Source organism: Fischerella sp. PCC 9605 (assembly GCF_000517105.1).
In the GTDB taxonomy this organism is placed as follows: domain Bacteria; phylum Cyanobacteriota; class Cyanobacteriia; order Cyanobacteriales; family Nostocaceae; genus PCC9605.
The window spans coordinates 225,094-250,036 of record NZ_KI912149.1 but is presented as its reverse complement, the minus strand read 5'-3'; the positions used below and the strand labels follow the sequence as shown (position 1 = coordinate 250,036).

Below are 24,943 nucleotides of genomic sequence, written 5' to 3'. Positions count from 1 at the left end.
CAGTTTACTTCAGCAAATTATAATTGCATCACCCCAAATGTTGTTTATGTGAAAACACTGGCAAAATCGGCAATGGTTGCACCCAGTTGCTGTTAAATTTTACCTGAATTTACTGCTACTTGCTTGCAAATTTTTAACCACCAAATAATTTTAGTATCAACTTGTCAATACGTAACTTTATAGAACAGCCCTTTCAAGATAGGTGAAAAATCTGCTTTCATTGCCTGTTTTTCCTGATTCAACTTGGTGTCTTAGTGTCTTGGTGGTGAAAAAATAAATTTTCTTGAACCACCAAGACACTAAGACACAAAGAAAACTTATTGTTTGGGATTGCACCACCAAAGGGCTACTTTATACAACTCTATACGTCAAACACTATAGCGAGTGCGATAGTAAGCCAAAATTTGCTCTACCCGTTGCCGACTAAGAGAACTAGAGTTAGCAGCTAATGAAATCCACAAGCCACTTATTTGGCTTTGGTTGTAATCAAATTGTGGAGAGGACTGGGGAATTAAACTCACTTCCACTCCTTCTACTTGCTGCAAATGAGCTGCTATCTCGCGATATACAGCTAAAGGTAAACCAGGAAATTCAATTTTTTCTTTTGTCTCCATTTTTACGAAGATCCAACAGGAACAGGACTTTGGGCTGGTGATGCTGCTGAAACAGGATTTTCGATAGCAGCGGTTGTTGCTGCTGGCGAGCTGTTGGCAGGTGCTTCTCCAACCATTCTGGTAACTTCAATACCATATTGTTCCAGAATTACGATCGGTTCTGAACCTTCATTCATTTCAATACGTTTAATTAGCACTCCGTTTGCCAGTCTTTGTCCTGACTGTACATAACGGCTTGTTGGCTCATTTGGTACTTTGATAATTGCTTGGGGTTCATTACCAACCACAACTACGCCACTTACAAAAACTGCTTTTGCTAACTCCGGTTGTGGGGGTGGTGGTAATACGGATGCAAGGGTTTGATTGGGTACTACCTGGGGCAACACTCCAGGCAGAACCGGAGTCAAAGTAGGAAGACGATTGAATTTTGATAACCGTGCTGAAGCGATCGCTCTTTTATTTATATTGTTGTTTGGTTGATTCAACCTGGCACTGATGACTGCACTACGTCTTTGAGGCGTTCCTGCTCCTATCAATGTACCTCTAGATGTAGCAACTGGTAGAGGTGGTAATTTGGGAACAGGTCTGATGCCGATAGTAGTATTCGACACTCCCAGAGGATATTGACCGACAATTTCGGCAAATGGGTCACTCCGCCCTTTTGACTTTGCTGCAATATTTACTCTTTCTGTCGCATTTGTTGATTGAATCAAGCTAGGAGTTGCAGAAGCAACTTGTAAGGCTTGTTTTCCAGGCACGACAGGGTTATTAAACGTTTGTGCAGTTGGTTTTGTCGTTTTTGCGGGTGTGTTAATAGGTGGTGTCGGATTACCAGATTGCTGTTCACCTTCCGAAGTGCAGGAAGCGATCGCCAAAGCCAAAATGACGACAACTAATATTTTTGAATTTATGCCCATTAGCCTTTCTCTAAAGCCATCAGTAAATTTGCGTATCGAAATCAACATACTTGAACTTTGGATCAAGGGTGAAATCTGATACCGTTATAACCTACTTTTCCGCATTGTAAGGGTTATTTTTAACACTGCCAAATCATCAGCGTGTAAGCGTATAAGGGGGAAATAATTATCAAATTGGAGTTTGGATTTTTAAAAAAATCCACTTAAACGTCCATACCCCTTTACTAGGTTTTACGGTTATTCTTCTAACACGCCCATTGATTGCTTTAATAAGTCCAACCCTTTCTTTACTCTACGGGAAACAGTGACAACACTAATACCTAGTAGTTCTGCTACTTGTTTCTGTGTTAAATCCTGCAAAAACACAAACTCTAATACTTCACGAGTGCGTTTTTCCAGTTGAAAGAGTGCTTGTTGCAAACGAATTTGATCTTCTTGTGCCAGTTGAAAACTGCGATAGCGGTGATCGGGAACTAACTCTCCTAAGCTAGTAGAACCTTCTTCTCCATCTTGCACTGGTACATCTAAACTCAAAGGAGCACGATTGATCCATGCTAATTTAATTTCCTGCCATTCATCTGGGGAAATTTCCAGTGCTGCCGCTAATTCCGAGTCTGTTGGTTGGCGGTTGTATTTTTCCCGTAAAGAACGGGAAACTCCTATTGCCTGCTGTTGCAGCGCTAAGTAGCGGCGAGGAATTCGTACAGTAACACCTTTATCTCTGAGGTAGTGTTGAATTTCACCTCTGATGTAGGGAATGGCAAAGGAACTGAAGGCATGACCCTTAGAAATTTCAAATCTTTCAATTGCCCGGATTAAACCTAAACAGCCTACTTGGAGTAAATCCTCATAGCTTTCATGGCATTGATTTATCCAGTAATGAGCTTCTTTTCTCACCAGTCCAAAATTGAGTTTCACTAGTTGATTGCGAACATTTGCCGAGTGAGATTGCTGATATTCTCGCAACAACTGCAAAATTTCATGCTTCAATTCATTGGTGACTGTGGTTGGCATAGCACCGTGTTTTTTAGTCGAACAAACAGTCAAGCATTTGCTTTCAAACAAAACCGCAATAGTGCATACGTGTCCGTACGCAAAAGCAACCTCTGTGGCAGATCAAAATTTTTTGATGAAAATATCTGCCACGATTCAAATTTGTGAAATGAGTATTTTTTAATGAACTTTAGTTATGATTTGCAGTTGTTGAAAACTACATACAAAACATATAAAATTTTTTACCTAAACCAAAACCGAGATTGTACTTAATTTATGTAATGCTAAGCCTGGCGAAGTGTATAGATATAAACCGAAATTCAGGAAGATACAATAAAATCAATAGTAAGTATTTCTCAGGGTAAATACTTAAAAAATAATCTGAAATCAATATAATATTTTGCTCTAACTGTTGGAAAATTTCCAATTCTATCAGCATGCATATTCAAAGCAAAAATAAACCAGGCTTAGCCTGGTTTATCCTAATGGGCGATCAGATTTTTTGCCCTATCGTGTAAATTTCTCTTTTCAAGAGAATTTAAGCACGAGCTGGTTCAACCCGAGCGTAGAAGATACCACGAATTTTGACATCTTTAGGCTCGCCAGCACCTAAATCAGTGTCAGAGGGCTGTTCGCTCTCAAAAGTACCCGCAATTTCACCAGTAGCACTATCTACTTTGGCTACAGACAGAGAAATCTTGCCATTGAGAATATCAGTACGCTTGACGTTAGCGCGGGTGAGTTCTTCATCATCGGATTGAGCCGGGAGAGCCACAGCATTGTCATAACCAGTGGCGACACCACGACCTTTAGGATCGAGGAAAGTCGCACCACGATAGGAAGGAACCCTAAAAGCACCTTCAAAATCGGTTGAGGTATTAATGCTAGTCATGCCAGGTTGTGACTGAGCAACTAAACCTTTGATAGTGAACAAGAAAGGTACTCTTTCACCACCAGGCAATTGCACGGTAGAAGCTTGGAAGTCAAAACCATCTTTTTCCACAAAAGTCAAGCTACCATCTGAATTGATCTTCAGATCGCCTTGAATCTGATCGAGCGAGTAGGTTTTACGAGTCAATAATTTGCCAGCAACATATTCTGCCTTTTGCCGTTTATTAGCAGGTTCTTCTTTCACAAAGAATTGGGTTGGTTCTAAGCAAAGTTCTTTTATGACGTAGGATTGGCTAGCATCAAGGGGAATAGAACCGCGACTTGTTTCTGCCAGTTGGGGGCATTTGTTAGCCAAGCCAGTGCCTTTAATTTGGTCGTAGGTGAGTATATCTGAGCCAGCAACTGGACCCTCACCACAAGCAGTTAATAACCCCAAGCACAAAGCTAAGAGTGCAACAATTACAGCGCGAAACCTCATGGTCAACCTCAATGTCAAAAATTAATATCTTAAGTCGCAAAACTGCACCGAAGTTTTGATTGGCGGAAGCCGCCGTTCATCCACACACTTTCCAAAACGGAGAGAAACCCCGCACGGATGTGTTTGTTTTCAACTTTTCTCTGCTAAACGTAATTAAACGAGTCGCTTTTTTTAGCCTGAAGTTTAAACAACAGGCTACCTAGGACAAGCATCTAATTGGGATGTATTGTCAAAGGGAAGCAAAACTAGCAGTTTCATCCTTGGCGGCATTTGATTAAATTTCGGCGCGTGGATGAGTGCGCCCTTATAGACAACGACGTGAACTGGTTCCTTCTAAGAAGGATGCTAGCTTGGACTTCCGGAAAGCTTTACCCAGTTGAGAGCGGGTGTGTACCGTTACTACAACCTTTTTGGGTTACTGCTAAGTGTCCGTGAGCGTGACCAGCGGGCTTACCTTCACAGTGTCGCCTTTGTCGTTCTGTGTGATGTATGTGCCGCCACTACATACAGCCCATATTTTTATAGGGAGATCAGCCAGATCATACGATTTTTTATAACTCAAAATCAAAGTGCTCTCACATTTACCAACAAGACTGAGATCGCATTTAGCTAATTCACATTTTGCACGCTACTCTGCACCGAAGGGCTTTGCCCTATGAGTGGGAGAGCCAGAAGCTCTAATATCTCGTTACCAGGTTCAACCTGGTAACGAGGAATTGGAGGCTCAGCCTCCGGGCTGTTACATCGGTGTGCAAGATATCATCTAACCAACAAGTTGTACTAAGCATCTTCAGTGTTGTTCAGAAGTCACAACAGTTAATGGCCAAACACTAATAAGCTTTGTGCCCTTCCACTTTTTCCTTGAGGAGGTTTGCTGATAAAGTATAGAAGTAAAAAATCTTCGGTAAATTTGAGTTGACCTCAATTTACAGAAGGTAGCATGAACAACGGCAAAATTTTTGAGTTAGAGAAATTATCTTGTAAGCTGCAAGACATAGCGACGGTAGTACATGATGCAGTAGCAGTTTGTCAAGAAGATACTATAGCTCTTTTAGCTTTACTGCGACAGTTGGAGCAATTACACCGAGAGATCCGAGATGGAGCTTTTCAAGAGAGTTTGCCGAATAACCGTCAGGCGCTGTACTCACTACTGAAAGATATTGAGTCAGAAGGCGGCTGGCCTTACATAGAAAGGATGAGGCTACAAGCGTTTCTAACAAATTTGCCACCAGAGGCTACTTCTGGAGAGGAGTGGGGAAGTGGAAGAGTGGGAGAGTGGGGGAAGTAGGGGGAGGGGGAGGGGGAGGGGGAGAGTGAGAGATTTGTTATTACATTTCCCCCTCTTTCCCTATCTCCCTCTCTACCCCTCTTAACTTTAGCGCTGGGTAGTAACACCATTACAAATGCTGCGATCGCGCTGATCAACATTGCGGTTGTACCGAAGATAGTTACTTACCCAGTTGCAACCGCGCACCAGCAAGTCATTCATGTCTAAATTCCATAAAATAATCGAGTTGTCATCACCAGCAGATGCTAATGTTTGACCATTGGGGCTAAAGCTAACACTCAATACAGGAGCGTGATGTCCATTCAGAGTTTTAATCAATTTGCCATCGCGACTCCAGAGTTTAACAGTGCTGTCCCAGCTGGCGGCGGCAAGAATTTCACCGTTGGGACTGAAAGTTACAGAGTTGACACTATCGCTGTAACCCTTTAACAAAGTTTTCAACAACGTGCCATCAGAACGCCACAGCCTGATAGTGTTGTCCCAGCTAGCGGAAGCGAGCAAATGGTCAGTGGGGCTAAAACTTACACCCAAAACCCAGCTTTCATGGGGTGAGAAAGTTTTTAACAAATTACCATTTCGCTGCCAAAGTTTCACTGTTTGGTCATCGCTAGCAGAAGCAATAACTTGCCCATCAGGACTAAAATTTACGCTATTTACCCAACCGCTATGCCCTACTAAAGTCTTCAGCAAGCTACCCTCACGGTTCCAAAGTTTCACTGTCCGATCTTTACTACCTGATGCCAACAACTCGCCGTCTGGACTGAAACTGACACTCATGACGCTATCACTATGTCCTGGAAGCGTCTTGAGGAGATGACCGTCAAGCCCCCAAAGTTTTACGGTTTTGTCATAACTCCCCGATGCCAGCATCTGACCGTTGGGATTAAAACTAACGCTGGGAACTTTGTCTGCATGTGCTGCCAAAGTCTTGTAAAGACGAGTTCTACCGCTACTGCGTTCTCGTTGCCAGAGTTTCACAGTATGGTCGTTACTGCCGGAGGCTAACATCTTACTATCGCGACTCCAAGCAACACTCAAAACTCGATCCTTATGACCTTGGAGGACGGGCAATGTTGGAGCATCTAAACCCCACAGTCTCACAGTTTTGTCATAACTTGCTGATGCCAGCAGTTTGCGGTTGGGGCTGAAAGACACACTCACAACTGCGCCGCTATGGCCTTTAAAGGTTTTGAGTAAAGTACCGTTGACACTCCACAGGTGTATGGTATCGTCATCACCTGCGGAAGCTATCTGTTGACCATTAGGACTGAAGCTCAAACTCCAAACCGTACTGCTATGCTGCTGCAAACTTTTGTAAAGACGAAATTTATAGGCATCTTTACCACTTTTACCCAGACGCCGCCAAAGCTTAACTGTTTTGTCTCGACCTCCTGTTGCCAGTATTTGACCGTCAGGACTGAAAGCTACAGCAGTTACTCCTTCTTGGTGTCCTGACAAAGTTTTAACTAATTTCCCGTCTCGTCGCCAGATTTTGACTGTCTTGTCATCACTAGCTGAGGCAATGAACTTGCCGTCAGGACTAAAGTTTACCCAGTTCACCCAACCTTGATGTCCGCGTAGTGTTTTGACTAATTTCCCGTCCCGACGCCAGAGTCTGACAGTTGCATCTTTACTACCAGTAGCCAAAAACTTCCCGTCTGGGCTAAAATCCACGCTAAAAATCCAATCAGCGTGCCCTTGGAGGGTTTTGTAAGGCTTTGAGTAAAACTTTCCTGTAATTGGATTACGATGCCAAATCTTCACTGTGTTGTCGAGACTGGCAGAAGCTAGGGTTTTGCCATCAGGGCTAAAACTCAGACCAGCGATCGCATCACTATGGGCGTTGAGGGTTTGAAGTAAAGCGCCGTTAGAACGCCACAATTTCACGGTGCGATCGCGGCTACCTGATGCCAACAATTGACCATCAGGACTGAACGCTACGCCCCAAACAATATCCTTATGCCCTTCTAAACGATTAACTTCTGTGACGCCGTAAACTGCTTGTTGTAAGGCTGTCACTACCCGCATCCGAGTGTCCGATTGGACTCCTTTTGCTTGTTTAAGACTCCGCCAAGCCCGCAAGCTTTCTAACAGGGCATCAAATTCTTTATTAGAGGTAAACAAAGCTTCTGAAGCAGCAGTGATGGCGCTAATTTTTAAGTTAGTTTCGCTACGTTCAGCCCTGAGGGTTTCGCGAACTGCTGCTCTTTTTTGTAAGTCGGCTTGCCACCATAATCCTGCTATGGTTGCCGACATCATTGCCAGTACTACACCTGCTATGCGTGCTTCTCGCAGTCGTTTTTGTAAAACTAAATTGAGTTGCTCTTTGCTGAGCCTTTGAGCTACTTCCGCTCTAGTTTTTTCAAATCGAACTTTTTCAAGTTCGGCAACTATACCATAGTTATTTTTTTGACGAATTGGTTCTACTAAATAATCGTGAACTAACTGATAGCGATCGCCAGACTCTTCACGTACTCGCAGTACTAATCCACTGCCCACCAATATATCTAAAATCATTTCCAAATTTTTGATGGGATGATGATGTGAATTTCTCTTCCCAACTCCCCATCTCCCTATCTCCCCATCTCCCTCTTTTGCCAACGCCACTACTAAATCATCTTTCGCTTTTAGCGGTCGCGTACCTTTTTCATCAGTTAATTCAAACAGTAGTTTCCAACTTATCTGTTCGTTTTCCCGACCACAATCTTTGATAACTTCTTCTAGCCAGCGCTTAACCAGTTTTTTTGAACCGCCGCAACGCTTATATTCTTCAATTGTAGTAATATTTTCTGTTTGCAGTTGGGCACAGACTATTTGTAATTCAATCGGATGTACTTCTTGACTTTCTCCTGCTAAGTCATGCACTAATTGGTTAATTAACTTATGACTTAATTCATGATGAGAACTTTGAGTCAAACTGTGAATAACACCGATTGCATCTTTTTTAGAAAATTTGCCTAAATAGTAGCGAATATCCTTGTCAAGGATATTTCTGTTAATTACACCCAAGTCATAAGCAGTATCATGATTCTGATTACTTAGTCTTTCTAATTCTAATAAATAATGTAAATAATCTTCTCTTAAAGAGAGAATAATCTTTACATATGCAATATTCAAACATTCGCTAAAAAATTTGTAAAATTCTAATCTTTCTAATGGATGCTTATTAACAAAAAAGAATTCTTCAAATTGATCTAATATTAAAATAATCGTGTAATTACGTTCTGCTAAGTATTGCAAATTTTCTAATAAGATGCTGGTTGAAAAGTCTGTAGTAATAGCTATTTCTGTTTGAGCGATCGCGTGATTTATACTATGCCCTAAAGTAGTCAACCAATCTGTATAAACAGACAAGACTATCGGTAAAGGATTGCGTTCTCCGATGATAGTTTGTTTCAATGCTGGTACTAATCCAGCTTTCAGAATTGAGCTTTTACCAACGCCACTAGGGCCGTAAATAACTGTCAGTTTACAGTCGGCACGAGTAATTCTTTCAATCAAACGATGAATATCTTGGTGCCTTCCAGAAGCGGCGATTTCTTGAGCAATTTCTTCAGGGAAGGCTGTATTTTTTTGCGACTGTAAAGCAGGATTAATTCTGTAACGTTGTGGTTGCAGTTGACTTGCACCAATAAAGGCACGAAAGCCGTACTGATGCTCGATTTGAATTTTTTCTTGCTTGAGATTAAATGCTTCTAGGTAGTCATGACGCTCAACAAAATAAAGCGATCGCAACTCATCTACTATCTCTAAGTAAAGCGATGGTTCGTACTGCGGTTCACAAACAACTTTCGCCCATTCCAGATTATTGACGGCTTCTTCCGACTCACCTATATGCCGCTGCGTGCGCCCTAGCAAAAGGAGATAAGAACTTTCTTGCTGTCGCGAAACTTCTGGATCTTCCTCGGCAATAGAAAGAGCAGAATTCGCTAATTCATGGGCTGCTATCCAGTTGGACTCAGAAGCTGCCACAGCAGCCAAAAAGCCATAGTCTTGGGCGACTTGTGCCTTTGTGCCGTAGATGCGATGCAGTTCTAGAGACTTGAGAGCTAATTCTTTTAAGTCTTTCCAGGCTTGTAGACGTTGCAGTATTTCACAAGCTGACAAAATAAATTTAGCAACCAAATCTTTTCTTTGTGCTGCTTCCAACACTTCCAGACATTGCCTAAACCAAAAAAGCGCATCTTGCCAGTATCTTCTGTTAAGAGCAGGACGTAATTCAGCCATGCGACGATAACACAGTCCCATGTGGAAGAGTACTACAGCCTGTCGAAGAAGATGGGGTGGTGGGGTGATGGGGTGGTGGGGAGAAGACATCCCCCCATCCCCCCATCCCCTTATCCCCCCATCTAAGCAAAGCTGCCAAAGCTTCAGACTGTGTTGAAAATAGTCTAATGCATCTTCAATTTCATCATTAGCATAGCGATCGCGTCCTAAAACAAATTCGAGACTGGCCTCTAATTCTGGTTCCAATTTGACGTTATAAAGGCGAAGCAAATCATAACGTGCTGACTCAATTTCGCGGCGTTGCTGAGATTTTGGATCTAAATCAAGGGCAGCATTGGATAAAAACTGTTCGGCACCTGCTGCTAAAACTTTGGCAAATAAAGATTCCGTTTGCTGTTTGATTAAAGCAATTAAATCTTCTTTTGCTATTTCAAATTTGATCGTGGTTGCAGCCCAGCTTTTAAAATCAGGTGCTAATCTAGACAGCAATGTTGCCACTTCATCTTTGAGCCACAATACCAGAGGAAAAGGAAAACTATCGGCGTAGATATCTCGTGCTTGGTTGATACCAATAAGTAAGTCTTCTAGGGCGTTAACTGTTTCCAGACCAAAAACCATTACAGCAGATGGTAAACAATCTGTGACAACGGCAGGATTATCTAGAAATAGTTCTGAGACTATCGTGGCGTGTAGAGCCTTTGCTGATGGGCAAAGAAAAATTTCTCGCAAGTATATATCCTTTGTTAAAGAGCGGAGAGTCTCTAACATTTGGTCGCATAAATGCCCATAATTGCATCGCACTAAAATCAAGGCAAATTGATTTTTAGAGAGTGCGATCGCCCGAATTAACCTTTGCAGAGAACGCTGATTTTCACTGGCACTCTGGGCTGTTATGAATTGCAACTCTGTCATATTTCCAAACAGAACCAGAAATAATTATGAATTATGAATTATGAACTAACTTGTTTTGCTGCCAAGCAAGGATTTTTTCTGTTTCTGCCAACGCCGGACTGATGCCAAACCAACGCCCTGTGGGATCGCGGTATTCAAAGACAAACATACTGCGTAGCAATATCTGGTAATCAGACTCGCCTTTGATACTCTGTTGGTTAACTACTTCCAATAGCAATTCCCAGACATGTTCATCAATTGCTAGTAGCAAGTCATCGCGGTAGTCTTTGATTACTGCTTCTAAACAATCCCGAGAAAAAGGCGGATCTTGCCGTTGCAGGCAACTATACAGCAGTCCCAATAAATTACGAATGTGACCGCCACTAATGCGACATAAGCGATCCAAAGTTTGTGGAGTATCGAATAACTCTGGGATCAATGTCGGTCTGATATTCCAAGGAACCTCGGGAAAAGCTCTTGTTAGAACTAATTGACGCAACAGAGACATTCCTGGTTCGTAGTCACTACCATCTCGTTGGCGCACGAGTACCATTGGCAACACCTTGGGAGCAATGCCACCTCCAAGGCGATTTTTGAGTGTCTCGTACTCATTGGAAAAAATTAATGCCAAGGGAATTGTGTAAACTACATGGCATTTGAGTCGGCGTAATTGCTCGCCTCTATCAATAAAAAGATACTCTGGTAGCGATCGCCCAGATGCCAAGGGACGCATATCTACTCGATCCAAATTATCAACGATCGCAACCAATCCTTTATTACCACGCTGCTTTAATTGTTGAACTGCTTTGTCTAACAACTCTTCGTTGATTGCTTGCAAAATACTATTGGTACGTGGTTCCAAGTATTGTCGCAGCTGGCTCCGCAATTGAGGACTATCTTTGGTTTTGGCACTGATTTTAGCAATACCCAAAGACAACTCTGCTTCTGCTGATAACTCTATCGGGGTTTGTAAAAAATCCCCAATTTCCCTAAACAGATTGGCAAAGTAACCTGATTTCTCTTTAATATTTATGGCTTCTAAACTAGCACTAATTTGACGAGCTATACTCAGCAAAATATCGCTGACGTCAATATCTGCCATATCCAAATCTTGGCTAGATTCAAAATAAACCACATGGAATCCTGCCTGCTCCAGTTCTGCCTTGAGGCGCTGCAATTCTGTAGACTTACCGCAGCCTATATGACCTGTAAATAGCTGGCAGGTTGGGTCATTAGGAGAAATACGGACGATGGTGCGCTGCAATTCCTCCACGATTTTGCAGCCACGCACATCAGAAAAGTCTATGTAGTATTGTCGATCCGATGCATCACCCATCACCAGCGTTTTGCTGGGGTTACAGGCTTGATAAAAGCGTTGCAAATTTAGTGCTGTTTTCATGTAGATGCAAATTTGATTTGTATGCTTATATACAAATATTCCCTACCTCTCTTTTGAGGTATGCTAAAACACTACTTAGTGCATATACTGCCGCAAGCAAATGTCCGTAGCGTAGTAAGGATATTATCATCCCCGATCGGTTAATTGTATTGTCCTTTTTACACCTGCTTCAGAGGTTTTGACAATCTCTAGCTATAACTAAAGACAATTATTGTGACTAGATTTTCCGGTACAACCGCAAAATAAACTAAATGCAAAAGTTTTAATTTGTGTTGTAACAGTAACAGCTACTACAGAGTAGTAATAACAGTCTATTAAGCAATTATTTCATGTAATAGTGATTATTATGACTAAATTTTGCCAACCAGCAACAGTATATATGTCTAATTTTATTTTCTGCAATAACTACATCAATGTAATACATGATACAAATTTCTATAATAGACATCACACTCCTTTTCATAGGAGTCTAAATAGTAAGCGTTTATGTAATAGAGAATTCCTTGGCAAACGCAAAATTGGAGTATAATTCAGTTCCGCTTATTCCTCAATTCTATTTTCAAAGCACTGCATATTGCGGTTAATGTGTCAATATCATGTTGTAGCCTTTTTGATGAAATGATGGCTGTCACTTCATAGCGAAAAGGCTACATTCGATTTAAAACCAACACCGCAAACTTGAATAGTAAAAAGTTACAAGCACCACAATCTTTGTTTGGCTGCTGTAAAGTGTTACTACTTCAAAAGACTTCTTAAGGATGACGTTTCTACCTCACCAGCAGCTTTGACTGAAATTAGTGAATGAGAGGAGTGCAATAACGATTTAGACTGAAAGTGTGGAAGGGGTTTGAATGGCTGGCATAGTATCAATTTCCCGCACAATTCTAGCAGGACGCCGTAATAAATTACGGAAAAAACGGCAGGTAAAATTTATTCAGGCTATTTGGCAAACCCTAGCTGTTACTGGTTTAGCAGGTGGTCTGTTGTGGATAAGCATTCAACCAATTTGGGTTCTCAAAAATTCCAAAGATGTTGTGATTTCAGGCAATCAATTACTTTCGGATGAGGAAGTTCAGTCATTGCTGACCCTATCTTATCCTCAGTCTTTATGGCGGGTTGAACCGTCTCGTATCGCCCGTTCTTTGCAGCAACAACCTACCATTGCACAAGCTAGTGTTAGTCGTCGTTTGTTTCCTCCCGGATTATTAGTCCAAGTTCAAGAAAGAGTACCTGTAGCGATCGCTCAAACGCGCCGAGGGAAAAGAAACATTGACAACGACAACAAGACAATAAACGTAGGGCTACTAGATGCTAATGGCGTATGGATGCCTTTAGAAAAATTTACATCGCTAAATTCCAGAGTAGAGCTACCAAAGTTAAAAGTGATTGGCTCACCAGAACTATATCGTCCCTACTGGTCTCCACTCTATCAAGCCATAAGTAAAAGTCCTGTGAAAGTGATGGAAATTGATTGGCAAGACCCAACGAATTTAATTTTGAAAACAGAACTAGGCCCAGTACATCTGGGTACACCGAGTTCTCAGTTGCCCGAACATATCCAGGTACTTGCCCAAATACGCCATTTACCTTCACAACTGAATCCCAATCAAATAGAGTACATCGATCTAAGAAATCCAGAACATCCCTTAGTACAAATGAATCAAAAAAGCAGAGAAATTAATTCCAAAACCCCCTGAAAAAATATTTAGGTATTTGATGTAGAAAAAAGCTCCTAGTCAATAAAGAAGTTTTATGCTGAAAAATATATTTGTTACTTTTGGTTCTCCAGTAATCCATTCCATAAAAATCAGCGTTAACTTCTAAATTAAAATTGGGGAGTATAATTGCAAACTCCCTCTTTAGATAGTAGTTATTACCCTAACACCTAACAATGGGGTGCAATGATGCCAGACAATTTGATGAAGGCGTCCCACTTGGAAAACGCCTGTTACCTACCTAATCCTCAAGTCAACGCCAGACCCGCTAGAGTTAAGTTAATTCTATTACCTGCTCATCCATGCAGTTATAATGTAGCATTTGATACCCTATAAATAGATTACTTTGGGAGCAACGCTGCTTTGCCCTTTTCTAATACAGGAGTTGGAGACATCTCAAGCTACTGTTTCGCTGAGTGAAGTAGTTCAAGATTTGCAAACAAAATCTAAGATGACTGTGTGCCTTTGTACCAACTTAAGTTGCTTCAAGTTTAAGGGTAGGTAAACACAAGGGAAATTTTGTGTCTTAAATTGCAATTATCTACAATGGTGAATTCTATTGAACATATGATTAGCACAGGCAAGATGCACCGCGTCTTGATAAATAATACAATTAGCTCAGTATTTCCCGCGTATAAGTAATTCGGGGAATAAACGTATATTTAAAAACAATAATTTTATCAGTAGAAGCAATTCAAAGGCAAGAATTAATTACTTTTAACAGTGGTTAAATTCTTTATTAATTTCCAATTTATACCAAGTTTCATTAGTTTTTCTAGTGAGAAAAGAAAAAAAATATCACTTACAGTTGTAAAATTAATGACTAAAGTAAATCATCAGCAGCAAAAGGGAGAGGTTATTGAGATTACCAAAGGTATACCGAGCACAATCAGCGAAAAAGCAGTGAAGATATTGAAGATATTAATGTCTAGCGGAAGTTATATAAGTCAATTTTAGATAAATAGTAGGTATACTTCTCTAGAATTAGCTGTGCAAACAGGTGCCTTGATGGCTATCCCATAGTAAATTTTCCCGCCTCCAATCCTGAAAAGGTTGGAAGTAGTGAGAACAAGAAGAACAATGCCACAGTTTATGGCAGCGTCAAACTATAGTTGACTCTTAGGTGAATAACACCTTAAAAAGTCGTTTATCTACCTTTGTGAATCCAATGACACTTGATAATAACCAAGGGCTTACCTATAGAAACTCCCAGTCTCCAGGACAATCTGCTTTTTCACTAGCTGTTAACTCCACCAACCCATTTAATAATTCAGGGCTGAGCTTCGGGCAGAACAATGACAGCAAGAAAATCGAGCGCGAAGACACCCGAATAGGCGACATTGTTCCCGGTCGAGTTGCCAACATTAAGGTGATTGGTGTGGGGGGTGGCGGCAGTAATGCTGTTAACCGCATGATTGCATCAGATGTAAGTGGGGTGGAGTTTTGGTCAATTAACACCGATGCCCAAGCCCTCACTCTAGCTGCTGCTCCCTCCCGCCTACAAATAGGGCAGAAGCTGACACGAGGGTTAGGAGCTGGTGGCAATCCTGCCATTGGTCAAAAAGCTGCTGAGGAATCACGGGACGAGATTGCTACGGCTTTAGAGGGTGCCGACTTAGTGTTTATCACTGCTGGTATGGGGGGTGGAACTGGTACGGGTGCAGCCCCGATTGTGGCGGAAGTAGCCAAAGAAATGGGTGCTCTCACTGTTGGTGTAGTTACGCGTCCATTTGTCTTTGAAGGACGCCGTCGCATTAGTCAAGCAGAGCAGGGCATCGAAGGGCTGAAAAGTAGGGTGGATACGTTGATTATTATCCCTAACAACAAGCTGCTGGAAGTGATCCCAGAGCAAACGCCGATGCAAGAAGCTTTTCGCTATGCAGATGATGTGCTGCGGCAAGGGGTACAAGGCATTTCTGATATCATCACTATTCCTGGCTTGATCAACGTTGACTTTGCTGATGTGCGAGCAGTAATGGCAGATGCAGGATCGGCACTAATGGGGATCGGTATTGGTTCTGGAAAATCCAGAGCCAGAGAAGCGGCGATCGCTGCGATTTCTTCGCCTTTACTCGAATGTTCTATTGAAGGAGCTAGAGGAGTTGTCTTTAATATCACTGGTGGTAGCGATCTCACTTTGCACGAAGTGAATGCCGCAGCAGAAACAATCTATGAAGTGGTTGACCCCAACGCCAATATTATTTTTGGGGCAGTAATTGATGACAGACTCCAGGGAGAAGTGAGGCTTACTGTCATTGCTACTGGATTTACTGGTGAAATGCCAGCCGCGCAACAGCCAGGCGTCACCCAAGGCCGGCCACTATCATCCTCACCACAAAGACGACCAATGCCCCAGCCTCCCGCAGCTAATCCCCCTACACAAAATCCGGAACCGAAAGAAAAAGGACCGATCTTGGATATTCCTGATTTTCTGCGAAATCGGCGGACGCCACCACGCAATTAAGTTATTAGCTTGTGGAAAATCTCCCCTACAGGCGTTTGGTACTATCAGCTTTCTGGCTGCTCATTTCTAATTCCATTGTTTCACTGGGGTTTGGGGTAAGCAATTCAGTTGCCATCCCCGATATAGCCAGTTATTAATAAAACTCGTCCACGCAACCTACAAATCAAATGAATTAGGACAAATTCTGCTCGTTCGGATATCCACCAACGTGTTTGGTACAAAAAACAGAGGCAGTTTTTCGCTGTCGATTTCTTTGTCCTAGTGTCTGTTTCTGCCTGTAGTAATATGGACAATTGTTTCGCCTTTGTAGTCTTTCAGTACATAGTCATTATTCCAACTGACCAAGCTGAATTACAGCATCTATTAGTGCTTTAGCTTCCAATTTGTCTGCAATTACGTAGATTTGCTAAGTGCCGGAAATTATACGGGCGTAGCCTAAATCTCTAAATACTGCTGTCACTATTGAGTGAAGCTAATATCAAGACAATACAAGTGAATTTTGGATTTAAAGTCATGAGTTGTCTAAGACTTGAATGCAGTAACATTAGATCTACGGTTGTCCGGTAGCTGGTGGTTATGACGGTGGGTCTTGTTGTGGCAAGCTGTAAACAAGCAAGGCTGAGGTTAAAAAACTAGGGATCAAATTATGAATGCTAGGAAATTTCATAAGTTTATAGTCGATAATTTATAATTTTTTGCCTGCTCGACCCATTGAATCACTTGATGACCAAGGCGAGTACCGTCAAGCCGATCTATTTCGCGTATTCCAGTGGGGCTAGTGACATTAACCTCGGTCAAGTAGCCCCCGATAACGTCGATACCAACAAAGATTAAGCCATCTCTACGTAGCGTTGCAGCTATTTGAGAGCATATTTCATACTCTTTAGGGGTTATCTCGGTTTTAGCAACTGTACCGCCCGCTGCCATGTTATTGCGAAATTCGCCCTTTGCAGACAGGCGATTGACAGATCCTATCGGTTCGCCATTAAGTAGAATAATCCGTTTGTCTCCCTCTTTAGCATCTGGTATAAAGCTTTGTACCATAACAGGTACCCGACCTTGGAGGGTACTGAGTTCGATCATAGAGTTAAGGTTGCGATCGCTCGGTTGTAAAATTAAAATCCCTTCGCCAGCTTTATTACCCAGTGGTTTGAGAACCGCTGTCTCTTTTGCTTCTACAAATTGTTTGATCACCTGTTTGTCAGCGGAGACAATGGTTTCTGGAATTACCTTGGTAAACTGAAGCGCATACATTTTTTCGTTTGCCGCTCGGATACCACTAGGGCTGTTAATCACCAGGGTTTTGTTTTGGTCAATGTAGTCGAGAATGTACGTGGCATAGAGGTAGGAAACTGTCACTGGTGGATCTGTCCGCATAAATACGGCGTCCATTGTTTCCAAACAAATGAAATTGCATTCACTCGACTTGTACCAAGGATTTGCCGCTACCCAGCGTCCATCCACTAGTTCTATCGGTACGAGTTGCACCCGTTCTAAGATTGCCCAAGCTTTGCCTTCTACTACACTTAACAAACTTGCTTGAGTCACCCAAACTTCATGTCCCATGATGTGCGCTGCTTCCATCAGAGCAACGCTAGTATCATGACATGGGTCGAGGGTTTGGATGGGATCGATAATAAAAGCCAGTTTCACGCTTTCTGCCTCAATTGCCAGCAAATTTCAAGGTCATTTAATTTAGATTATCCCCTGATGATTTGGCTTATTTGCGATCGCCTCCGAACAAAAAGCGCCATCGCAACCCTTTTGGATCTACACGCTATTACTAGAAGCTAGTAAATTATCCAGCTTGCCTTGGGCCTCTAAAGCGTGTACATCATCACAACCACCAACATGAACATCGTTGATGAAAATTTGCGGTAAAGAGCGCCGTCCATTTGCTCTTTGAGACATTTTATCCCGTGCTGCTTCATCTCCATCGATACTGTATTCAACGAATTCAACCCCCTTTTTCTTCAATAAGTTTTTGGCACGGATGCAAAAAGGGCAAGTCATCCAAGTGTAAATTTCTACTTTCGCAGCCATAACGTCCTCTACTTGATGTAATAATTCTTAATTTTAGAATGTTGTTGTTGGCTGTGGGTACTTCATCCCATCTTTGCTAGTTCCAAGTAGGCGCTAAGTAGACTAATACAAGCAAAGTATCTATTCTGATATCTTGCACCATACCCTGCGGGAAGAGCTTAGCCCTACGATTGCGAGAGCCAGAGGCTCTGCCTCCAGAGAGTTGCAAGTGGTGAGCCAGCGCGCACTTATAGGGGATTCTCCCCCAATCCCCACTCCCTGTCGGTCGTGGGGGCCCCGAGTCCCCCATGTAGACGCCCGCAGGGCGGCTTCGGTGCAGGGTACGACTGGCGTAGACGCCCGTCAGGGCGGTGAGACCAGCCCCCTCAGGAGTGAGACCACTTCCCGTCTTGGCTTGGTGCCAGATGGGAAAGTGGCGAACCCGAAGGGCTTCTGCCTTTAGGGGGGACTGGCGAACCCGAAGGGTAGAAGATGTGAATAAAACTGAAAATTTTTATATAGTAAAAATATATACTTAAACAATAAAATTATATAAGGGCATTTGCTGGTGATCGTGCCATTAAAATTTAATAGCTGACTCAACCAAACGCTTAGCCCATAATAGTTATATAGAATTGCATCCAGTTGCGTAACAAACAGATGATATGCGATTTTAAATACTAAAAACCTCATGAATGATACTGATAAACCTTAAAATCAAAACAAAAGTTTTTCAGTATTTACCGAGTCATATAAGTGTAGTGAATCAACTAAGTTTGCTTTGGTATGGTATTTGTCGGTTCAAGTTTAGAGGAGAAATCATAGTGATGCGTAGTGAACTATCGTGCAGTAATACTTTTCAGCTCAAACTTTATTCCCCTGTGGTTTGCGGATTGATGAAAAGTTTACCCTTAAAAAACTGGCTTAGAAGTGCTAAGCGCTTCTAAGCCCTAGTTTGAGTTCAGGAAAAATTCACTCAATTTAACTCTGGGAAACATGCTGTTGATTTTTATTTTTGAGTTTCAAGGCACCCACAGCAAACAATCCCAAAGCTGCGACTACAATACAGGTTCGGGTAAACCTTTAGAGGTGTTAGAGAGCGATTGGAATCTGGAGTAAATATGTCATATCAGAAATAAATCAAAAGTTACAAGTCCCTTCATACCGTAGCTTTCGACCTCTAAATCATCTGCTCATTTACTTCTGCACAGCAGAGTTAGACTTGCGACGGCGGGCAATGACCATTCCACCTACAACTAGACCAAGACCTATGGAAGCACTCGGTTCTGGAACTTTAGCTTTTTGGATAGTGCTGGGCTTTGCGTAAGTGGCTACGAATAATGAGGCGTGAGATAACGCTTTACCTTGTGTACTACTTCCATTTAAAGCAACACCGATGGTATTGAAAATTCCTTGTAAACTCGTTTGAGAAAAATCAATGTCTTTGAAGAGGTAGGCACTATATTTGGTACTAGTCTTGAGGCTAACCACAAAGGTACTAAGACCATTACTAGTATTACTGCTCAGCGCCTTATCTAAACTCCATGTACCAGTGCTTAAGCCATTTTGTGCTTCAAAACCAAAAATATTGTTCTCGTCCGAGTCCGATTTTCCAGCTAATGACCAAGTAACGTTAGAACCAATATCAAACAGACCTTTATTCAACTCAGTAAGTAAAGGATTTCCTGCTCCTGTGTCATTACCATCAAAGGGGCCCTTACAAGCTGTAGCAGTAGTATTTCCAATTAAGACATCAGTAAGATTACAGCTTAACTGCGTTGAACCACCAGTGGAACTGCTACTGCTAGAAGTAGTGCTGCCGGTATTGCTAGTTGTTTGAGTGGTGTCAGGTTGCTTGGTATCAGGTTTGCCACTACCTGGGGCTTTTGCTAAAGCTGCGGGAGCAAAACTAGTAACACAGAGTCCCACTAAAGATGCGGTGGATACTCCAAAAGCTAATTTTGAAAAACGCTTAGACATCTTATTACTTTTCCTTTCTATCTTATTCACCAAATCTTCCACAGGTATATTTGCACCCTGTTGTTTTATAGTGCTTACTATTATCTTTATTACTTTGATATTTGGCTTCAGTTGTTACCGTTTTTTCTTGATATCTTTATATTTGTTCTGGCTTTGACTTGAATTTTAAAAATTAGTGTTTTCACAGAAAAGATAATATTAAAATTGAATTTTTATATCTAAATTAATGCTTGTAATTCCATATTTACACGAGATTTATGACCTAATAAACAACGTAAATTTTATATTTATTACTGATAAATATAAATTTCATTTAAATAAGCCGTATTTCTACTGAAAAATATAAGTAAGGACAAAACAAAAAAGTCCGCTACAGCGGACTTTAAAGAAGGAGGCTATTTAAACTGGATTTAATATTGATCCTGAATTTTGATTCTCAGAGAGTTTGAATTTTTATTTGTGTGGAAACCTAAATTTTTACTGAGAAGAATTGACGTAATGAACCAACTGACCAAGACGCTGGCGTAGAGTTTCTAATCCCAAGCGCTTGCTTGCAGAAATAAACACCGCTAGGGGAAACTCCTCCTGCGCTTGAGTCAAAGTTTCACTATCCACTTGGTCAATTTTGTTAAAAGCAACCAGCGCCGGGCCGGGAGTCACTGGCATTTGTGCCAAAATTTCTCTCACTGAACGAATGTGAGTTAACCAAGCTGGGTGAGATAAATCTACTAAATGCAGTAAAGCATCAGCTTCTGTGACTTCTTCTAAAGTGGCGCGGAAGGCGTCCATTAAAGATGCTGGTAGTTCGTGGATAAACCCTACCGTATCTGTAAGTAGAATCTCTTGAGATTCACCAGTTACGGCATGGGGAACAACCAAGCGGCGCGTAGTGGGGTCGAGGGTAGCAAATAGTTGGTCGGCTGTGTAAACCTCAGCATTAGTTAGGGCATTTAATAAGGTAGACTTGCCTGCATTGGTATAACCAACTAAAGCTATGGAGGGGATTTCCCGATGTTGTCGCCGCTGTCGCAAGCGTTCTCGATGCGCCTGTAGCTGATTTACTTCTTGTTGCAATCTAGCAATACGGCGCTGAATGGCACGTCGTTCCGTTTCCAATTTGGTTTCACCAGGACCACGAGTACCGATACCGCCACCAAGTCGAGACATTGCCTGTCCTCTACCAGTTAGTCGCGGCAGCATATACTCTAACTGTGCCAGTTCTACTTGTAACTTACCAGCACGAGACTGAGCGCGTTGAGCAAAGATATCCAAAATTACTTCGGTACGATCGACAACCCGGATACCAATTTGAGTCTCTAAGTTGCGGACTTGAGATGGTGAAAGGTCACGGTCAAAGACGATGAGATTTGCTCCTAGGGTTTGGGCTGTGAGAGCGATTTCTTGCACCTTACCTTCCCCAACTACTGTTTGGGGATGAATGCGCGATCGCTTTTGCCAAAGTGTCTGCAATACCTCGCCGCCAGCTGTATCTACTAACCGTGCCAATTCTGCTACAGTGTCTTGGAATTGTTGAGATGACAGATCGTCGGTCATTATCCCAACAATTACCACGCGATCGTGGTCAGTATCTACTTCTTGGGCGACAAATTCCCGCCGGAACTCCTCTTCCAGTCCTTCGACCAGTTCAATCAAGTCTTGCTTTGTCAACACATCCAAGCTTATGGGTGGTGACACACTCCAACTTGGAGATTGGAAATTACTTCCCTGTGCTTTGAACGAAGAAGGACTAGTAATTAGGGCGCGGGACTCTTGCGATGTGAGGTGCGCCAAATAAGCTTCTTTGACGTACCCTGTAGCTCCACCACCCCGCTTTTGAAAGCCTGACCCAGTAATATTAAGCACCACTAGAGCATCAAGACGTTGTAGTGCCATAGCCGTCAAAGCCCCTTCATTGGGGGGTTCTGGCTTCAAGCTGGTGGCAAGACAACGGATACCGCTAAGTCGTTCTGCACCGTAACGGGGTAATTCCAACGGTGGAATTTGCGTTTGACGCGGAGTGCCTACGCCTACGCGGATTACTTGTCCGCGACGGTTGAGGTAGGCACATACAGGCTGATTGATTTCAGTGCTAATAGCTGCCAAACGCTGGGCAAACTCGGGCGTAGTGATGCGATCGCCCGGAATGCGCTGGTGATACAGCCGCTGTAGTTGCTTTAGCTGGCTGGACTTTAGACCCTGAAGATTACCGAAAATAGTCTCGATAAGCACTTTTGACCAGTGAACTGGTCCCTCGAATCCTACTTTTTCTATTTTACAATACTGTTTTTATGTCAAAAGTCTTACTGATGGAGGGTGCGTTATAATTTCTGACCTGCTCATAAGTCGACGTTCTCTTGACTCTTGACGGTTTGGGTTTGCGAATGCTCTGGGCGCTTCTACTATATATCTCTTAACAAAGGTGAATAAATAAATTAAAAAATCCATAGGTACACTTGCTCGGTATTATATTGAAGCTGAAAATTTTTCTGCACGGTTAAACACTCATCCAGTCAAAACGAACTATGGCACAGCAATACCGCATTACCCTACTTCCTGGCGATGGCATTGGACCCGAAATTATGGCTGTGGCGGTAGATGTGCTGAAGGTCGTAGGGAAAAAATTTGATATTCAGTTTGAATTCCAAGAAGCGCTGGTAGGAGGTGCGGCAATTGACGCAACTGGCGAACCTCTACCAGCAGCAACTTTAGATATATGTCGCAACAGCGATGCTGTATTATTAGCAGCGATTGGCGGTTACAAATGGGATTCCCTACCATCACATTTACGTCCAGAAGCTGGTTTACTCAGACTGCGTGCGGGTTTGGAATTATTTGCCAATTTGCGCCCAGCAAAAATATTGCCTCAACTAATAGACGCTTCTACCTTGAAACGAGAGGTTGTAGAAGGCGTTGATATTATGGTGGTGCGCGAACTCACTGGTGGAATTTACTTTGGCAAACCCAAGGGAATTTTTGAAACGGAAACTGGGGAAAAGCGCGGTGTGAATACAATGGCGTACACGGAATCGGAAATTGAGCGCATTGGCAGGGTAGCGTTTGAAACAGCACGGAAACGTCAAGGCAAGCTGTGTTCGATCGATAAAGCCAATGTTTTGGAAGTATCGCAGTTGTGGCGCGATCGCATGACGAAATTGGCAACAGAATATCCGGATGTAGAACTAACTCACATGTATGTGGATAATGCTGCCATGCAGCTGTTACGCACTCCCAAACAGTTCGATACGATCGTCACGGGTAATTTGTTTGGTGATATTCTTTCTGATGCTGCTGCTATGCTCACTGGCAGTATTGGGATGTTGCCTTCTGCCAGTTTGGGTGCTTCTGGCCCAGGAGTGTTTGAACCCGTGCACGGTTCCGCCCCTGATATTGCGGGACTTGATAAAGCCAATCCCCTCGCCCAGGTTTTGAGTGCGGCAATGATGCTCCGTTACGGATTAAACCAAGGCGCGGCAGCGGACTTTCTCGAAAAAGGAGTGTTGCAAGTTTTACAAAGCGGCGCTCGAACTGGGGATATAATGTCTCCGGGTATGCAACTTCTAGGTTGCCGTGCTATGGGCGAGACTCTGATTAAGATCCTTGAAGAATAAGCTTCAACAGTAGCAACCGAAATTTTGGCAACCATTGCTGAAAGTTTCGTATAAACTATTAAGACAAACCTAGTAACCAAACTCAGTAAGTTGTGTACGCTTTACGACAAGAACAAGCAAACTTTACCAGCCATACTAGCCCTACCAGCCCTAAAAACCAGCCGCCTTTGATCGATCCTGCCGTCGTCAGAGCTGCTGGGCAAATCTACTACACTTACTGTGAGGTACATCCCGAAATGGCTGGTCAACCATCTGGTGTGGCAATTAACCGCGTTAATCACCGGGGTAAGGTAATTTTTACTAATCAACCAGTCCTTTTACCCCAAGAATGTTTTGTGCCTTTAAATCAAATTGAATCGTACATGTATTAGTCATTAGTCATTGGTCATTAGTCATTAGCTTTTGACAAAGGACAAATGACAGAGGACAAATGACAATATGGACATCTTGATTGTCATTCTGGCGAATTTAATCGTATTCGCTTTGGGTGCATCTGTAGGTAGTTTTATCAATGTTGTGGTTTATCGGCTACCAGCTGGGTTGTCGATTATTTTTCCCCCTTCTCACTGTCCTCACTGCTCAAATCAACTCAAACCTTACGATAATGTCCCTGTCTTTGGCTGGCTATGGCTAAGAGGTCGTTGTCGTTATTGCCAAAGTAAAATTTCTCTGCGTTACCCAATGATAGAAGTGGTAACGGGAGTGTTGTTTTTACTGCTTTTTTGGATGTTTAACGTATCGGTTTTGACGGTAGGATATTGGGTATTTTGTAGTTGGTTACTAGCGCTGTCACTCATTGATTTAGATACGATGACTTTACCTAACCCACTGACTCAGTCAGGGTTGGTATTGGGCATAGCATTTCAAGTTATGGTTGGTTTTTTGCCAGAGGGTAGTAGCTGGTCAACATTAGCAAATCACTTGATGATGGCGATAGTAGGAGCAGTGTTGGGTTTGTGGCTGTTTGATGCGATCGCTACAGTTGGTTCAATAGTATTTGGTAAAACAGCAATGGGTGGAGGTGACGCCAAGTTAGCAGCCATGATGGGAGCATGGCTGGGTTGGAAGTATTTGCTCTTAGCTGCTTTTGTTGCTTGCTTGGTGGGAGCTTTAGTAGGTGGTGTTACAATTTTGCGATCGCAGTACGGCGATCGCCATCTTGGGGAAAGCCGTCGGATAGACGCGAAGCGTAGCAAGGCTTCTGTGAGAGTGGATGTCTCTAACGAAGGAAATCTTCCTACGGTGCTGCCTCAGAAATGGGGTCAAAAGATGCCTTTTGGACCTTTTCTTGCTCTTGGATCGATAATCACCTTGTTTAGTGGCGAGATCATCTTGTCTAGCTATCTGCGATTATTTTTTAATGCGACTTAAGGAATTTATTATGGGTTGTTGGTTGTTGGTTGTTGTTTGTTGTTTGTTGGTTGTTGGAGAACCACTAACTACTAACTACTAACCA

16 protein-coding genes are annotated in these 24,943 nt (G+C 42.6%); 6 read left to right on the top strand and 10 right to left on the bottom strand.

Going from position 1 to position 24,943, the window contains the following annotated elements:
* Positions 1–368: 368 nt before the first annotated feature.
* From FIS9605_RS0116005 to FIS9605_RS0115990, 4 genes are all read right to left on the bottom strand, one after another.
* Positions 369–614, bottom strand: coding sequence for a hypothetical protein (locus FIS9605_RS0116005; RefSeq protein WP_026733497.1), 246 nt, complete (start codon positions 612–614; stop codon positions 369–371).
* Positions 615–616: 2 nt separating this feature from the next.
* The gene (locus FIS9605_RS0116000) at positions 617–1,531 is read right to left on the bottom strand and encodes a hypothetical protein (RefSeq protein WP_026733496.1); all 915 of its coding nucleotides are present in this window, start codon (positions 1,529–1,531) and stop codon (positions 617–619) included.
* A gap of 237 nt (positions 1,532–1,768) precedes the next feature.
* The gene (locus FIS9605_RS0115995; protein WP_026733495.1) at positions 1,769–2,545 is read right to left on the bottom strand and encodes an RNA polymerase sigma factor SigF; all 777 of its coding nucleotides are present in this window, start codon (positions 2,543–2,545) and stop codon (positions 1,769–1,771) included.
* A gap of 517 nt (positions 2,546–3,062) precedes the next feature.
* A complete protein-coding gene (locus tag FIS9605_RS0115990) occupies positions 3,063–3,893 on the bottom strand; it encodes a photosystem II manganese-stabilizing polypeptide (protein WP_026733494.1) in 831 nt (276 codons plus the stop codon).
* 940 nt (positions 3,894–4,833) lie between these two features.
* On the opposite strand from FIS9605_RS0115990, the gene FIS9605_RS0115985 reads away from it, so the two are divergent.
* The gene (locus FIS9605_RS0115985; protein WP_026733493.1) at positions 4,834–5,181 is read left to right on the top strand and encodes a hypothetical protein; all 348 of its coding nucleotides are present in this window, start codon (positions 4,834–4,836) and stop codon (positions 5,179–5,181) included.
* 87 nt (positions 5,182–5,268) lie between these two features.
* Here the strand turns inward: FIS9605_RS0115985 and FIS9605_RS0115980 are convergent, their stop codons facing one another.
* Together FIS9605_RS0115980 and FIS9605_RS0115975 are read right to left on the bottom strand one after the other, a co-directional pair.
* Positions 5,269–10,320 carry an nSTAND1 domain-containing NTPase gene (locus tag FIS9605_RS0115980; protein ID WP_026733492.1) on the bottom strand — a complete coding sequence of 1,684 codons (5,052 nt, stop codon included), beginning with the start codon at positions 10,318–10,320 and terminating at the stop codon, positions 5,269–5,271.
* A gap of 31 nt (positions 10,321–10,351) precedes the next feature.
* Positions 10,352–11,698 carry an ATP-binding protein gene (locus FIS9605_RS0115975; RefSeq protein WP_026733491.1) on the bottom strand — a complete coding sequence of 449 codons (1,347 nt, stop codon included), beginning with the start codon at positions 11,696–11,698 and terminating at the stop codon, positions 10,352–10,354.
* 851 nt (positions 11,699–12,549) lie between these two features.
* Between FIS9605_RS0115975 and FIS9605_RS0115970 the strand changes: the two genes are divergently transcribed.
* Together FIS9605_RS0115970 and ftsZ are read left to right on the top strand one after the other, a co-directional pair.
* Positions 12,550–13,395: a cell division protein FtsQ/DivIB gene (locus FIS9605_RS0115970; protein WP_026733490.1), complete on the top strand. Its 846-nt coding sequence runs from the start codon at positions 12,550–12,552 to the stop codon at positions 13,393–13,395.
* A 1,186-nt stretch (positions 13,396–14,581) separates the two neighbouring features.
* On the top strand, positions 14,582–15,877 hold the full coding sequence (gene ftsZ, locus FIS9605_RS0115960; RefSeq protein ID WP_026733488.1) for a cell division protein FtsZ: 1,296 nt from the start codon (positions 14,582–14,584) through the stop codon (positions 15,875–15,877).
* A gap of 663 nt (positions 15,878–16,540) precedes the next feature.
* Here the strand turns inward: ftsZ and gshB are convergent.
* The 4 genes from gshB to hflX form a co-directional block, all read right to left on the bottom strand.
* Positions 16,541–17,530, bottom strand: a complete 990-nt coding sequence (gene gshB, locus FIS9605_RS0115950; RefSeq protein WP_026733487.1) for a glutathione synthase — start codon at positions 17,528–17,530, stop codon at positions 16,541–16,543.
* A 117-nt stretch (positions 17,531–17,647) separates the two neighbouring features.
* Complete coding sequence (gene grxC, locus FIS9605_RS0115945; protein WP_026733486.1) at positions 17,648–17,920, bottom strand: glutaredoxin 3; 273 nt, start codon at positions 17,918–17,920, stop codon at positions 17,648–17,650.
* A 1,176-nt stretch (positions 17,921–19,096) separates the two neighbouring features.
* The gene (locus tag FIS9605_RS0115935; protein ID WP_026733485.1) at positions 19,097–19,879 is read right to left on the bottom strand and encodes a PEP-CTERM sorting domain-containing protein; all 783 of its coding nucleotides are present in this window, start codon (positions 19,877–19,879) and stop codon (positions 19,097–19,099) included.
* Between the two features lie 477 nt (positions 19,880–20,356).
* Positions 20,357–22,102, bottom strand: a complete 1,746-nt coding sequence (gene hflX, locus FIS9605_RS0115930) for a GTPase HflX (protein ID WP_197036118.1) — start codon at positions 22,100–22,102, stop codon at positions 20,357–20,359.
* 299 nt (positions 22,103–22,401) lie between these two features.
* Between hflX and leuB the strand changes: the two genes are divergently transcribed.
* The 3 genes from leuB to FIS9605_RS0115915 all read left to right on the top strand — a co-directional run bounded on the left by leuB (position 22,402) and on the right by FIS9605_RS0115915 (position 24,858).
* On the top strand, positions 22,402–23,487 hold the full coding sequence (leuB, locus tag FIS9605_RS0115925) for a 3-isopropylmalate dehydrogenase (protein ID WP_026733483.1): 1,086 nt from the start codon (positions 22,402–22,404) through the stop codon (positions 23,485–23,487).
* 92 nt (positions 23,488–23,579) lie between these two features.
* Complete coding sequence (locus tag FIS9605_RS0115920; protein WP_026733482.1) at positions 23,580–23,858, top strand: hypothetical protein; 279 nt, start codon at positions 23,580–23,582, stop codon at positions 23,856–23,858.
* 67 nt (positions 23,859–23,925) lie between these two features.
* On the top strand, positions 23,926–24,858 hold the full coding sequence (locus FIS9605_RS0115915) for a prepilin peptidase (RefSeq protein ID WP_026733481.1): 933 nt from the start codon (positions 23,926–23,928) through the stop codon (positions 24,856–24,858).
* Positions 24,859–24,943 lie beyond the last annotated feature (85 nt).

Excerpts from the sequence above, each read along its gene's own strand:
- FIS9605_RS0115995 (WP_026733495.1), bottom strand. The coding sequence starts at position 2,545 with ATGCCAACCACAGTCACCAATGAATTGAAGCATGAAATTTTGCAGTTG.
- FIS9605_RS0115935 (WP_026733485.1), bottom strand. The coding sequence starts at position 19,879 with ATGTCTAAGCGTTTTTCAAAATTAGCTTTTGGAGTATCCACCGCATCT.
- FIS9605_RS0115990 (WP_026733494.1), bottom strand. The coding sequence starts at position 3,893 with ATGAGGTTTCGCGCTGTAATTGTTGCACTCTTAGCTTTGTGCTTGGGG.
- FIS9605_RS0115975 (WP_026733491.1), bottom strand. The coding sequence starts at position 11,698 with ATGAAAACAGCACTAAATTTGCAACGCTTTTATCAAGCCTGTAACCCC.
- FIS9605_RS0115915 (WP_026733481.1), top strand. The coding sequence starts at position 23,926 with ATGGACATCTTGATTGTCATTCTGGCGAATTTAATCGTATTCGCTTTG.
- FIS9605_RS0115970 (WP_026733490.1), top strand. The coding sequence starts at position 12,550 with ATGGCTGGCATAGTATCAATTTCCCGCACAATTCTAGCAGGACGCCGT.
- FIS9605_RS0115985 (WP_026733493.1), top strand. The coding sequence starts at position 4,834 with ATGAACAACGGCAAAATTTTTGAGTTAGAGAAATTATCTTGTAAGCTG.
- leuB (WP_026733483.1), top strand. The coding sequence starts at position 22,402 with ATGGCACAGCAATACCGCATTACCCTACTTCCTGGCGATGGCATTGGA.
- FIS9605_RS0116005 (WP_026733497.1), bottom strand. The coding sequence starts at position 614 with ATGGAGACAAAAGAAAAAATTGAATTTCCTGGTTTACCTTTAGCTGTA.
- grxC (WP_026733486.1), bottom strand. The coding sequence starts at position 17,920 with ATGGCTGCGAAAGTAGAAATTTACACTTGGATGACTTGCCCTTTTTGC.
- FIS9605_RS0116000 (WP_026733496.1), bottom strand. The coding sequence starts at position 1,531 with ATGGGCATAAATTCAAAAATATTAGTTGTCGTCATTTTGGCTTTGGCG.
- FIS9605_RS0115980 (WP_026733492.1), bottom strand. The coding sequence starts at position 10,320 with ATGACAGAGTTGCAATTCATAACAGCCCAGAGTGCCAGTGAAAATCAG.
- ftsZ (WP_026733488.1), top strand. The coding sequence starts at position 14,582 with ATGACACTTGATAATAACCAAGGGCTTACCTATAGAAACTCCCAGTCT.